The organism is Streptomyces sp. CA-142005, from assembly GCF_050942335.1.
GTDB lineage: Bacteria > Actinomycetota > Actinomycetes > Streptomycetales > Streptomycetaceae > Streptomyces.
In genome coordinates, this window is record NZ_CP192078.1 from 6260641 (window position 1) to 6273334 (window position 12694).

At 69.8% G+C, this 12694-nt stretch carries 13 protein-coding genes; 6 read left to right on the plus strand and 7 right to left on the minus strand.

Annotated elements, in window-relative coordinates; translation table 11 throughout:
• Positions 1-85: 85 nt before the first annotated feature.
• On the minus strand, positions 86-1477 hold the full coding sequence (locus ACQPXS_RS29375) for a class II fumarate hydratase (RefSeq protein ID WP_365322017.1): 1392 nt from the start codon (positions 1475-1477) through the stop codon (positions 86-88).
• A 331-nt stretch (positions 1478-1808) separates the two neighbouring features.
• The gene (locus ACQPXS_RS29380; protein ID WP_356301521.1) at positions 1809-3479 is read right to left on the minus strand and encodes a fumarate hydratase; all 1671 of its coding nucleotides are present in this window, start codon (positions 3477-3479) and stop codon (positions 1809-1811) included.
• A 167-nt stretch (positions 3480-3646) separates the two neighbouring features.
• Here ACQPXS_RS29380 and ACQPXS_RS29385 point away from each other — a divergent pair, with 167 nt between their 5' ends.
• Together ACQPXS_RS29385 and ACQPXS_RS29390 are read left to right on the plus strand one after the other, a co-directional pair.
• On the plus strand, positions 3647-4366 hold the full coding sequence (locus ACQPXS_RS29385; RefSeq protein WP_433452257.1) for a DUF1707 SHOCT-like domain-containing protein: 720 nt from the start codon (positions 3647-3649) through the stop codon (positions 4364-4366).
• A gap of 175 nt (positions 4367-4541) precedes the next feature.
• Positions 4542-4919 (plus strand): WhiB family transcriptional regulator, encoded by a 378-nt coding sequence (locus ACQPXS_RS29390; protein ID WP_433452259.1) that lies wholly within the window; start codon positions 4542-4544, stop codon positions 4917-4919.
• Between the two features lie 127 nt (positions 4920-5046).
• On the opposite strand, the gene glpX is transcribed toward ACQPXS_RS29390, so the two are convergent.
• Entirely contained in the window at positions 5047-6081 is a 1035-nt protein-coding gene (gene glpX / locus ACQPXS_RS29395) for a class II fructose-bisphosphatase (protein ID WP_351799149.1), read from the minus strand.
• 127 nt (positions 6082-6208) lie between these two features.
• On the opposite strand from glpX, the gene ACQPXS_RS29400 reads away from it, so the two are divergent.
• Positions 6209-6736: a DUF4245 domain-containing protein gene (locus ACQPXS_RS29400; RefSeq protein WP_433452260.1), complete on the plus strand. Its 528-nt coding sequence runs from the start codon at positions 6209-6211 to the stop codon at positions 6734-6736.
• A gap of 66 nt (positions 6737-6802) precedes the next feature.
• On the opposite strand, the gene ACQPXS_RS29405 is transcribed toward ACQPXS_RS29400, so the two are convergent.
• From ACQPXS_RS29405 to xseA, 3 genes are all read right to left on the minus strand, one after another.
• Positions 6803-7393: a malonic semialdehyde reductase gene (locus ACQPXS_RS29405; RefSeq protein ID WP_433452261.1), complete on the minus strand. Its 591-nt coding sequence runs from the start codon at positions 7391-7393 to the stop codon at positions 6803-6805.
• Between the two features lie 148 nt (positions 7394-7541).
• Entirely contained in the window at positions 7542-7772 is a 231-nt protein-coding gene (locus ACQPXS_RS29410) for an exodeoxyribonuclease VII small subunit (RefSeq protein ID WP_356301509.1), read from the minus strand.
• On the minus strand, positions 7769-8977 hold the full coding sequence (gene xseA, locus ACQPXS_RS29415) for an exodeoxyribonuclease VII large subunit (RefSeq protein WP_356301507.1): 1209 nt from the start codon (positions 8975-8977) through the stop codon (positions 7769-7771). The genes ACQPXS_RS29410 and xseA overlap by 4 nt, the downstream gene beginning before the upstream one ends.
• Positions 8978-9047: 70 nt before the next feature.
• Here xseA and ACQPXS_RS29420 point away from each other — a divergent pair, with 70 nt between their 5' ends.
• A complete protein-coding gene (locus ACQPXS_RS29420; RefSeq protein ID WP_356301505.1) occupies positions 9048-10064 on the plus strand; it encodes a 4-hydroxy-3-methylbut-2-enyl diphosphate reductase in 1017 nt (338 codons plus the stop codon).
• Positions 10065-10093: 29 nt separating this feature from the next.
• Positions 10094-10840, plus strand: coding sequence for a polyphosphate--glucose phosphotransferase (ppgK, locus tag ACQPXS_RS29425; protein WP_351799163.1), 747 nt, complete (start codon positions 10094-10096; stop codon positions 10838-10840).
• Between the two features lie 23 nt (positions 10841-10863).
• Here ppgK and ACQPXS_RS29430 read toward each other — a convergent pair whose 3' ends face one another.
• Positions 10864-11421: a DUF6542 domain-containing protein gene (locus ACQPXS_RS29430; protein ID WP_433452263.1), complete on the minus strand. Its 558-nt coding sequence runs from the start codon at positions 11419-11421 to the stop codon at positions 10864-10866.
• A 184-nt stretch (positions 11422-11605) separates the two neighbouring features.
• Between ACQPXS_RS29430 and ychF the strand changes: the two genes are divergently transcribed.
• Positions 11606-12694 (plus strand): redox-regulated ATPase YchF, encoded by a 1089-nt coding sequence (gene ychF, locus ACQPXS_RS29435; RefSeq protein WP_351799168.1) that lies wholly within the window; start codon positions 11606-11608, stop codon positions 12692-12694.

A 12694-nucleotide genomic window follows, 5' to 3' on the forward strand; every position in this document is an offset into this window, starting at 1 on the left:
TAGGTGCCGTAGGCATACGACGCTGCGGTGCGCGTCACGGTTCCGGCCGGTCCGGTGAGGGGTGGCCGGAACTGTTCGCTCGTGGTTACGGGTGCGTCATCCGCAGGACGTCCAGGGCCTCGTCGAGCTGGTCCAGGGTCAGGTCGCCACGCTCGACGTACCCGCCCTCCAGCACGACCTCCCGGATCGTCTTCCGCTCGGCGAGGGACTTCTTGGCGACCTTCGCGGCCTCCTCGTAGCCGATGTACTTGTTCAGCGGGGTGACGACGGAAGGAGACGACTCCGCGTACTCGCGGGTCCGTTCCCGGTCGGCGGTGATCCCGTCGACCGTACGGTCGGCCAGCAGCCGGGAGACGTTGCCGAGCAGCCGGATCGACTCCAGCACGTTCTTGGCGATGACCGGCAGCATGACGTTCAGCTCGAAGTTCCCGGCGGCGCCGGCGGTGGCGATGGTGGCGTCGTTGCCGATGACCTGGGCGGCGACCATCAACACGGCCTCCGGGACTACGGGATTGACCTTGCCCGGCATGATGGACGACCCCGGCTGGAGGTCGGGCAGGCGGATCTCGGCGAGCCCGGTGCGCGGTCCGGAGGACATCCAGCGCAGATCGTTGGCGATCTTCGTCAGCCCGACGGCGATGGTCCTGAGCTGCCCGCTGGTCTCCACGATCCCGTCCCGGGCACCCTGCGCCTCGAAGTGGTCGCGGGCCTCGGTCAGCGGCAGCCCGGTGACCCGGGCGACCTCCTGGATGACGGCGGCGGAGAAGCCGGGCGGGGTGTTGATCCCGGTGCCGACGGCGGTACCGCCGAGGGGGAGTTCGGCGAGCCGGGGGAGGGAGGCCTTCAGCCGTTCGACGCCGTACCGGATCTGGGCCGCGTATCCGCCGAACTCCTGACCGAGCGTCACGGGCGTGGCGTCCATGAGGTGCGTCCGCCCGGACTTCACGACGTCGGCGAACTCCTCGGACTTGCGGGCCAGGGAGGCGGCGAGGTGGTCGAGGGCGGGGATCAGCTGGTGGGTGACGGCGGCGGTGGCGGCGATGTGGATGGAGGAGGGGAAGACGTCGTTGGAGGACTGGGAGGCGTTGACGTGGTCGTTCGGGTGCACGTCACGGCCGAGCCGCTCGGTGGCCAGGGTGGCGATGACCTCGTTGGTGTTCATGTTGGACGAGGTGCCGGAGCCGGTCTGGAAGACGTCGATGGGGAAGTGCTCGTCCCACTTTCCCTCGGCGACCTCGGCCGCCGCCTCCTGGATCGCCTCGGCGATCTCCTTGTCGAGCACCCCGAGCTGGGCGTTCACCTTGGCGGCGGCACCCTTGATGCGCGCGAGGGCCTCGATGTGGGCGCGTTCGATGCGCTGTCCGGAGATGGGGAAGTTCTCGACGGCGCGTTGCGTCTGGGCCCGCCACTTCGCGGCGGCGGGGACGCGGACCTCGCCCATGGAGTCGTGCTCGATGCGGTAGTCGCTGTCGCTCATGGCGGTTATAGCGATCGACCACGCCGGGTTGTTCCCGTTCGTCACAGTGAGTGAGGCATCGAGCGCACCGAGTCGCACGGGTGTCGGCCCGGCGCCCACCCCCGGGCTCACTCACCGTAAGCCGGAGATTGGCAGATTTGTTCCAGGGGCGACTCGAGAAGGCGCAGTTCAGAGGCCTGACCAGGCTGGACGGGTGGCACAAATCTGCCAATCACCTGGCGGACTCCACGGCGACCGGGGATCGGTGGACCGGTCCGGTGTGCGGGGGAGGGGCGTTCACCGTCAGGCGGCCCCAGCAGGTACTGGGGCCGCCTGGCAGCGGGGTCGGGGCTTACGCCAGCCCGGGGCCCCGTACGGGGATCGAGGTGAACGTCGGCTGAGGGGCCGGGTCGGTGAAGAAGTCGTTGCCCTTGTCGTCCACGACGATGAACGCCGGGAAGTCCTCGACCTCGATCTTCCAGACCGCCTCCATGCCCAGCTCCTCGTACTCCAGGACCTCGACCTTCTTGATGCAGTCCTGGGCGAGGCGGGCGGCCGGGCCGCCGATGGAGCCGAGGTAGAAGCCGCCGTGCGCGTTGCACGCGTCGGTGACCTGCTTCGACCGGTTGCCCTTGGCCAGCATCACCTTGGAGCCGCCCGCCGCCTGGAACTGCTCCACGTAGGAGTCCATGCGGCCGGCCGTCGTCGGGCCGAAGGAACCGGAGGCGTAGCCCTCGGGGGTCTTCGCCGGGCCCGCGTAGTACACCGGGTGGTCCTTCAGGTACTGCGGCATGTCCTCGCCCGCGTCCAGCCGTTCCTTGATCTTGGCGTGCGCGATGTCACGGGCGACGACCAGCGGGCCGGTCAGGGACAGGCGGGTCTTGACCGGGTACTTCGTCAGCTCGGCGAGGATCGTGTCCATCGGCTGGTTCAGGTCGATCTTGACCACGTCGCCGTCCGACTCGAGGTGCTCGTCCGTCGTCTCCGGCAGGAAGCGCGCCGGGTCGGTCTCCAGCTGCTCCAGGAAGACGCCCTCGGCGGTGATCTTCGCGACGGCCTGGCGGTCGGCCGAGCAGGAGACGGCGATGGCGACCGGGCAGGACGCGCCGTGGCGGGGGAGGCGGACGACCCGGACGTCGTGGCAGAAGTACTTGCCGCCGAACTGCGCGCCGATGCCGATCTTCTGCGTCAGCTCGAAGACCTTCTGCTCGAGGTCCTTGTCGCGGAAGCCGTGGCCGAGCTCCGAGCCCTCCGCCGGGATCTCGTCCAGGTAGTGCGCGGAGGCGTACTTCGCGGTCTTCAGCGCGTACTCGGCGCTGGTGCCGCCGACGACGATCGCCAGGTGGTACGGCGGGCAGGCGGCCGTACCGAGCGAACGGATCTTCTCCTCCAGGAACTTCATCATGGAGGCCTCGTTCAGGACGGCCTTCGTCTCCTGGTAGAGGAAGGACTTGTTGGCGCTGCCGCCGCCCTTCGCCATGAACAGGAACTTGTAGGCGCCGCCGTCCGTCGCGTACAGCTCGATCTGGGCCGGCAGGTTGGAGCCGGTGTTCTTCTCCTCCCACATGGTGAGCGGAGCCATCTGCGAGTAGCGCAGGTTGAGCTTGGTGTAGGCGTCGTAGATGCCGCGGCTCAGCGCCTCCTCGTCGCCCCCCTCCGTCAGCACGTTCTGCCCGCGCTTGCCCATGACGATCGCCGTGCCGGTGTCCTGGCACATCGGGAGCACGCCGGCCGCCGCGATGTTCGCGTTCTTCAGCAGGTCCAGGGCGACGAACTTGTCGTTCGAGCTTGCCTCCGGGTCGTCGATGATGCGGCGGAGCTGGGCGAGGTGGGCGGGGCGCAGGTAGTGCTGGATGTCGTGGATGGCCTCCTCGGCCAGCTTGCGCAGCGCCTCCGGCTCCACCTTGAGGAACGTCCGCCCGTCCGGGCCCTCGACGGTGGAGACGCCCTCGGACGTCACCAGCCGGTACGGGGTGGTGTCCTCTCCCTGGGGGAGCAGATCGGTGTACGCGAACTCAGGCATCTCAGCCCATTCCTCACTCTGACGGACGGCGCCCGCCGACGCTGGCGGGCCTCACCAGCGTAGAACCTGCCGCCGACACGGAATCTGTGAGGTAAGGCTCAGTTCGACACGCCGAGGTTTTCCACAGCCCCTAGTCGCGATCTATCGCGTTTCGGTACGCTGCTTCCGTGGACCTTCAGAAGCACACCGAAGCACCTGTCGCCGAGCTGCGTGCCTCGGACGCCGACCGTGATCGCATCGCCGAGATTCTCCGCGAGGCCCTGGCCGAGGGGCGGCTGACCGCCGACGAGCATGCCGAGCGGATCGAGGGCGTCCTCGCCGCCAAGACGGTGGGCGAGCTGGACGTCTTCATCCGGGACCTGCCCGCCGCCCACCAGCGCCCCGCCGCCCCCGCCTACACCCCCGTGCCGCCCCGCCCCACCCCGGGCGCGATACCGCACGAGGCGGACGCCAACGTTGTCGCCGTGCTCAGCAGCGCCGTGCGCCGGGGCCGCTGGCGCGCAGGCCGCCGGATCCACGCGTTCTCGGTCTTCGGCAGCGTCGAGATCGATCTCAGCGAGGCGATCTTCGAATACCAGCAGGTCGTCATCAAGGCCGTCTCCGTCTTCGGTGACATCCAGATCCGCGTCCCGGAGAACGTGTCGCTGCGCGGCACCGGAGGCGGCGTCCTCGGCAACTTCGAGGTGGACACGCTGGACTCGGTCGAGTCCGAGGCCCCGGTCGTCTACGTCGACGGCTGGGCCGTACTCGGCAATGTCGAGGCACACCCCAGGCGCGGCAAGCGCGTGGCGGACATCCTGGACCGGGTGCAGAGCAAGGTCGACCGGAAGCTGGAGCGGGTCCAGGACAAGGTCGACCGGAAGCTGCGCAAACACCTGGGGCGTTGACGGTCGCGAATCCGCCGGTGATCGAAAGGATCCGCTCCTGACGTGCCGCGGCGGCGGGGGCGTGAACGAGCCGCCCGCGCGCCCGCGGCTGGGGACGCTGTGCATAGGCGCGCGCACAGCGGGTAGGCCTTGCTGCATCGTCTCTCGCTCGCGAAGCCGTCGTCAGGAGTAGACCGTGCTGCAACCGCCGCATTCGTCCCTGCAGGTAGCTGCTCTTCCGGCGCCGCGGGTGCCAGCACGAGACAGGGATCAAGACGCACCCTGGCACACCGAGGCCGTGTGCCGGCGCGACGAGGCCGGCCTGTTCTTCGCTCCGTCGAAGGAGCCGACCGCCGCCCGGCTGTCCCGCGAGGAGGCGGCCAAGCGCGTCTGCGCCCGCTGCCCGGTGATGGTCGAGTGCCGTGAACACGCCCTCCTCCAGCCCGAACCGTACGGCGTCTGGGGCGGCCTCACGGCAGCGGAGCGCCGCGTGGTCCTGGCGAGGCGCCGCCGCAGGGAGATGGAACTGAAGAAGGCGGCGAGGGCGACGACGGCCAACCGCATAGCGGGTTAGACACGCAGGAGGGAGCGCCCCCGCCGCACCGGGGGCGCTTGTTCCCTCAGGGGCGCGGGGATGCGTGCGGGCAACCACGGACATCCCGCGGTCGCCGACACCCCACGCGCCCCCCTCGGAGCAGGCTCTACTTGGCCCGGTCGAAGTCGATCGCGCTGTAGGCCCGCAGCTTGCTGAGCCGGTGCTCGGAATAGATCCTCCGCACCGTCCCGGACTTCGACCGCATCACGATCGACTCGGTCAGCGCGGTCTCCGACCGGTACTGCACACCCCGCAGCAGCTCACCGTCGGTGATACCGGTGGCCACGAAGAACACGTTCTCACCGGAGACCAGGTCATCCGTCGTGAGCACACGGTCGAGGTCGTGCCCGGCGTCGATGGCCCGCTGCCGCTCCTCGTCGTCCTTGGGCCACAGCTTGCCCTGGATGGTGCCGCCCAGGCACTTCACGGCGCAGGCCGAGATGATGCCCTCGGGCGTACCGCCGATGCCGAGCAGCAGGTCGACGCCCGTGCCCTCGCGCAGCGCGTAGATCGAGCCCGCCACGTCACCGTCGGAGATCAGCTTGATGCGCGCGCCGGCCTCCCGGACCTCCCTGATCAGACCCTCGTGCCGCGGCCGGTCCAGGATGACGACCGTGACGTCCTCCGGCGTGGCCTTCTTCGCCTTGGCGATCCGCTTGATGTTCACGGCCACGGGCGCGTCGATGTCGACGAACTCGGCGGCCTCCGGGCCGGTGACCAGCTTGTCCATGTAGAACACGGCGGACGGGTCGAACATGGCGCCCCGCTCGGCCGCGGCGAGGACGGCGATCGCGTTCGGCATGCCCTTGGCCGTCAGCGTGGTGCCGTCGATCGGGTCGACCGCGATGTCGACCTCGGGACCGGTGCCGTCGCCCACGTGCTCCCCGTTGAAGAGCATCGGGGCCTCGTCCTTCTCGCCCTCGCCGATGACGACGACGCCGTTCATCGACACGGTGGAGACGAGGGTCCGCATGGCGCGCACCGCGGCGCCGTCGGCGCCGTTCTTGTCGCCGCGCCCCACCCAGCGGCCGGCGGCCATGGCGGCGGCTTCGGTCACCCGGACGAGTTCCAGGGCGAGGTTGCGGTCGGGAGCCTCGGAGGGAACATCGAGCTCGGACGGCAGGTGATGATTTTCGGTCATCGGAGCGCACCTTTCTGATACGACGACGGCCGGATGAGGGTGTTGGCCTCGACTCTATCGTTAGGCAGACAAAATGAGCAGGGGACCCCACGGATGAGCGCTTGGGGTACCTGCGACGATAGAGGGCGTGGCAGGTTCGAACGGCAAGCAGAAGACGGCCAGGGACATGATCCTCTCCCTGGCCCTGATCGGCATCGCGGCGGCGGTCGTCTACTTCCTCACCATCCCGCACGACGATCACGCTCCCGACCTCAAACGGGTCGACTACCGGGTCGAACTGCTCACGGCCCGTCGCGCGGCGAGTTACCCGGTGGCCGCGCCCGAGGGCCTGCCGAGTACCTGGAAAGCGACGTCCGTACGCTTCCAGGGCGAGAACGGCGACCGCTGGCACCTGGGCTTCCAGACCCCGGACAGCCAGTACGTGCAGATCGAGCAGTCCACGCAGAAGCCGGCCGACTTCATCGACGAGGCCAGTCAGGGCGGGTCGGCGACGAAGCACACCGAGACGATCGACGGCCGCACCTGGACCCGCTACACCGGCGGCCGCTACGACGCCCTCGTGCTGAACGGCGCGCCCGGCTCCACCACGGTCGTGGCCGGCACGGTGCCCTTCGCGGAGCTGACGAAGTTCGTGGCGGCGCTGAAGCTGCAGTGAGCCACGCGGGACATGGGAAAGAGGCCCCCGGCGGTGCCGGGGGCCTCTTCGTGTGTCCGGTGGGGCTCAGACGGTCGTGACGACGTCCTCGTACGCCAGGCGCGGCGAGCGCGGGAACCAGGCGTCCGGGCCCGGCCTGCCGATGTTGACCACCATCAGCGGGGTGTGGTCGTCGTCCAGGAACTCCTTGCGGACGCCCTCGAAGTCGAGGCCGGTCATCGGGCCGGCGGCGAGGCCCGCGGCACGGACGCCGATGATGAAGTAGGCGGCCTGCAGGGCGGCGTTCAGGGCGGCGCTGCCCTCGCGCACCGAGCGCTCGCCGAAGAAGAGGTCCTTGGCCTGCGGGAAGTGCGGGAAGAGCTCCGGCAGCTCCTCGTGGAACTCGTTGTCCGCGGAGAGGATCGCGACCAGCGGGGCGGCGGCGGTCTTCTGCTGGTTGCCCTCGGCCATGTGCTGCACCAGGCGCTCACGGGCCTCGGGGGAGCGGACCAGGGTGATGCGCAGCGGCGACTGGTTCATGGAGGTCGGGCCGTACTTGACCAGGTCGTAGATGGCCTGGACCTGCTCGTCGTTCACCGGCTCGTCGGTGAAGGTGTTGGCGGTGCGGGCCTCGCGGAACAGCAGGTCCTGGGCGGCGGGGTCAAGAACGAGAGACATGCGTGAACTTCCTAGGTGGCGCCGTGATCCGACGTACCGGACCGCGGTCCGGATCGGCTGACAGGGGTGACCCTACGGCAATGAAGTTCAAGCTTCAACAATAGTCGGGGCGCGGTGACCCGCTTCACAGGGCACGACGGACCGACGCCTACTCGGCGTCCGTCTCCTCTTCCGCTTCCTCCTCGGCGAGTGCCGCGTCCAGCCGCGCCCGCGCCCCCTCCAGCCAGCGCCGGCACACCTTGGCCAGCTCCTCGCCGCGCTCCCACAGCGCCAGGGACTCCTCGAGTGTCGTACCGCCCGCCTCCAGGCGGCGTACGACCTCGATCAACTCGTCGCGCGCCTGCTCGTACGAGAGCGCCTCGTCCACCTTGCCGGTCATTCGCCTACCTTCACTGTGAATTCGCCGTCGGCGACGCGGGCCCGGAGCGCCTCGCCCTCCGTCACCTCGTCCGGACCGCGCACCACGTGCCCGTCCGTCTTCTGCAGCACCGCGTAGCCGCGCTTGAGGGTCGCCGCGGGGGAGAGGGCCACCACGCGTGCGTGCGTGTGCGTCAGCTCCGAGTCCGCGCGGTCCAGGAGATGGCCGAGGGTCCGCCGGCCGCGCTCGGCGAGGGAGGCCACCTGGTCGGCACGCTCGTCGATCATGCGGTGCGGATCCTCTATCGAGGGGCGGGCCAGCGCGTGCGCCAGCCCGCGCTCCTCCCGCTCCACGTACGCGTTCACGCAGCGCCGGGCCCGGTCCCGCAGCATCCGCACCCGCTCGAACTCCTCACCCACGTCCGGCACGACCTTCTTGGCCGCGTCGGTGGGCGTGGAGGCGCGCAGGTCGGCGACGTAATCCAGCAGCGGGTTGTCGGGCTCGTGCCCGATGGCGGACACGACGGGCGTACGGCACTCGGCCACGGCCCGCACGAGCTGCTCGTCGGAGAAGGGCAGCAGGTCCTCCACGCTGCCGCCGCCCCGCGCGACGACGATCACGTCGACGTCCTCGATCTCGTCCAGCTCCTTGACGGCCTGCACGACCTGCGGGACGGCGTGCACGCCCTGCACCGGGACGTTGCGCACCTCGAAGCGGACGGCGGGCCAGCGGTGGCGGGCGTTCTCCAGCACGTCCCGCTCCGCGGCGGAGGCGCGACCGCAGACGAGGCCGATCAGCTGCGGCAGAAACGGCAGCGGCTTCTTCCGCTCCGGCGCGAACAGGCCCTCGGCCGCGAGCGCCTTCTTCAGCTGCTCCAGCCGGGCCAGCAGCTCACCGACGCCGACGGGCCTTATCTCGGCGGCCCGAAGGGACAGCTGGCCGCGCGGGGCGTACCACTCCGGCTTCGCCAGTACGACGACCCGGGCGCCCTCCCCGACGACATCGGCGACCGCGTCGAACACCTGCCGGTAGCAGGTCACGCTCACGGAGATGTCGTACGACGGATCCCGCAGCGTCAGGAACACGACGCCGGCGCCGGGCCGCCGCGACAGCTGCGTGATCTGCCCCTCGACCCACACCGCACCGAGCCGATCGATCCATCCCCCGATCAGCCGGGAGACCTCGCCCACGGGCAGGGGGGCTTCGGGGGTGGTTTTCGCAGCCATGCGGTTGAGGGTAACGGGGGGTACCGACAGCGGGCGGCACCACGCAAGCGCGGGCGAACGCACCCTTACGATGGGACGCATGACCGCTTCGTCTGGCCGCCGTGTCCTGCTCGCCGCCCCCCGGGGCTACTGCGCCGGTGTGGACCGCGCCGTGATCGCCGTCGAGAAGGCCCTGGAGCAGTACGGGGCCCCGATCTACGTCCGGCACGAGATCGTCCACAACAAGTACGTCGTGCAGACCTTGGAGAAGAAGGGCGCCGTCTTCGTCGAGCGGACCGAGGAGGTGCCGCCCGGCAACATCGTGATGTTCTCGGCGCACGGCGTCGCCCCGGTCGTGCACGAGGAGGCCGAGCGGGGCCGCCTCGCCACCATCGACGCCACCTGCCCCCTGGTCACCAAGGTCCACAAGGAAGCCGTCCGCTACGCCAAGGAGGACTACGACATCCTCCTGATCGGCCACGAGGGCCACGAGGAGGTCATCGGCACCTCCGGCGAGGCCCCCGACCACATCCAGCTCGTCGACGGTCCCGGCGACGTCGACAAGGTCGAGGTCCGCGACCCGTCGAAGGTCGTCTGGCTGTCCCAGACCACCCTGTCCGTCGACGAGACCATGGAGACCGTCGACGCCCTGAAGACCAAGTTCCCGGGGCTCGTCTCCCCGCCCAGCGACGACATCTGCTACGCCACGCAGAACCGCCAGCTCGCCGTGAAGCAGATGGGCGCCGAGGCCGAGCTGGTCATCGTCGTCGGCTCGCGGAACTCCTCCAACTCCAAGCGGCTGGTCGAGGTCGCCAAGCTCGCCGGCGCCCGCGAGGCCTACCTCGTGGACTTCGCCGACGAGATCGACGAGGCCTGGCTGGAGGGCGTGACGACCGTCGGCGTCACCTCCGGTGCCTCCGTGCCCGAGGTGCTGGTCGAGCAGGTGCTGGAATGGCTCGGCGAGCGCGGCTACGGCGACGTGGAGATCGTCAAGGCGGCCGAGGAGTCCATCACGTTCTCCCTCCCCAAGGAGCTCCGCCGCGACCTTCGCGAGGAGGCCGCCACCCTGGTCGCCGAGCGCGGCGGCAGTGGCGCTTCCGAGGAGTGACTGTCAGTCGTCCGTCGTAACGTGGTGCCATGCAGATCTTCGGTGTGGACATCGGCGGCTCCGGCATCAAGGGCGCCCCTGTGGACCTGGACAGGGGCGACCTCGCCCAGGAGCGCTGCAAGGTGCTCACCCCGCACCCGGCGACGCCGGACGGCGTGGCCGACGGGGTCAAGCAGGTCATCGACCACTTCGGCTGGGCCGGCCCCGTCGGACTGACCTTCCCCGGAGTGGTCACCGGCGGCGCCACGGTCCGCACGGCGGCGAACGTCGACCGGAGCTGGGTCGACACCGACGCGCGCGCGTTGTTCAGCGGCAAGCTGGGCGGCCTGCCGGTGACGGTCGTCAACGACGCGGACGCGGCGGGCGTCGCCGAGATGCAGTTCGGCGCCGGCCGCAACCGCAGGGGCACGGTCATCCTGCTCACCTTCGGCACCGGCATCGGCAGCGCCGTCTTCGTGGACGGCATCCTCGTCCCGAACACGGAACTGGGCCACCTGGAGCTCGAAGGCCACGACGCCGAGCGGCGAGCCTCCAGCAAGGCCAAGGAGGACCACGAGCTGACCTGGGAACACTGGGCGCGCCGCGTCCAGAAGTACCTGGCGCACGTGGAGATGCTGTTCACGCCCGAGCTGTTCATCATCGGTGGCGGAGTCAGCCGCAAGGCCGACAAGTTCCTCCGCTTCATCGACGGCATCAAGGCCGAGATCGTCCCCGCACAGCTGCAGAACAACGCGGGGATCGTGGGGGCGGCGATGAGGGCGGCCCAGGAGAGATGACCGGGGGCGGCCGGGGCGTCGCCTTAGGTCCGCCGCCCCCGACGCTGTCGCACCCACCGCACCCGGCGTACGAGCACGATCACCCCGGCGACCAGCGTCCCCCCGTACAGCCAGCCGGCCTGCGTGGCGAGCCCGGTGAACAGGCCCATCAGCCGGCCGAGCAGCCCCCCGCCGCCGTCGGCGACGGGGACCAGCCCCGCGGCGAAGGCGATCGGTACGACCACGGGGGTGGTCAGTACGTCCCCGGCCCGCACCCACAGCGCGGTCAGGACGCACACCGGCAGGAACAGCACGCCGTACACGGTCATGGCCCCGCCGAACAGCGCCGCGTCCAGGCAGCCGAGCAGGAACATCACCAGGACGCAGAACAGTCCGCTGCCGAGCCCGGTGAGCCGCGGCCCCGGCGGCGCCGTCCGGGCGGCGGCCCCTGTCTGCCGCCCCGGCCGACGCGTCCCCTGCCCCTGGCCGGGCCGTCGCTCGCCGCCGGCGCCGCGCCGGGCCTGCGGGGGCAGGCGCGCGGGCTGGTGCGGTGTGCCGCGTCGCGGTCCGTCGTTCGGGGGGCGCGTCCTGTGTTGCTCCACTGGACCAACTTAGGTCTGTTTATGTGCCGAATAGCCCATCAGACACGCCGGTGGGAAGAGCTTGGGCAGCCGTTCGAAGCTCCCTCGAGCCGCCCGCCGCGGACGCCGTAGACTGGTGGATCGGCCAGTGTCGGTCTCTGGCCCCTGGCAGCCTCTGGCCCACTCATCTACGGGAAGTCGCAACGTGTCGCTCACGATCGGAATCGTCGGCCTGCCCAATGTCGGCAAGTCGACCCTGTTCAACGCCCTGACCAAGAACGACGTGCTGGCGGCCAACTACCCGTTCGCCACGATCGAGCCCAACGTCGGCGTGGTCGGCGTCCCCGACGGCCGCCTGGCCAAGCTGGCCTCGATCTTCGGCTCGGAGCGCATCCTTCCGGCCACGGTCGACTTCGTCGACATCGCCGGCATCGTGCGCGGCGCCTCCGAGGGTGAGGGTCTGGGCAACAAGTTCCTCGCGAACATCCGTGAGTCCGACGCGATCTGCCAGGTCATCCGCGCCTTCAAGGACGAGAACGTCGTGCACGTCGACGGCAAGGTCTCGCCGAAGGACGACATCGAGACGATCAACACCGAGCTGATCCTCGCCGACCTCCAGACCATCGAGAAGGTCCTTCCGCGCCTCCAGAAGGAGTCCCGGATCAAGAAGGATGTGGCCCCGAAGGTCAAGGCGGTCGAGGAGGCCAAGGAGATCCTGGAGAAGGGCGACACGCTCTTCGCGCACGGCATCGTCCAGGGCACCGAGCGCAACGAACTCCTCCACGACCTGCACCTGCTCACCACCAAGCCCTTCCTGTACGTCTTCAACGTCGACGAGGACGAACTGATCGACGAGGACTTCAAGAACGAGCAGCGCGCCCTGGTCGCCCCCGCCGAGGCGATCTTCCTCAACGCCAAGCTGGAGGCGGACCTCGCCGAGCTGGACGAGGAGGAGGCCCTGGAGCTGCTGGAGTCCGTCGGCCAGCACGAACCCGGCCTCGCCACCCTCGCCCGCGTCGGCTTCGACACCCTCGGCCTGCAGACCTACCTCACGGCCGGCCCCAAGGAGTCCCGCGCCTGGACGATCAAGAAGGGCGCCACGGCCCCCGAGGCGGCCGGCGTGATCCACACCGACTTCCAGAAGGGCTTCATCAAGGCCGAGGTCATCTCCTTCGACGACCTGGTCGAAACCGGCTCGGTCGCCGAGGCCCGCGCCAAGGGCAAGGCTCGCATGGAGGGCAAGGACTACGTCATGCAGGACGGGGACGTGGTGGAGTTCCGGTTCAACGTGTGA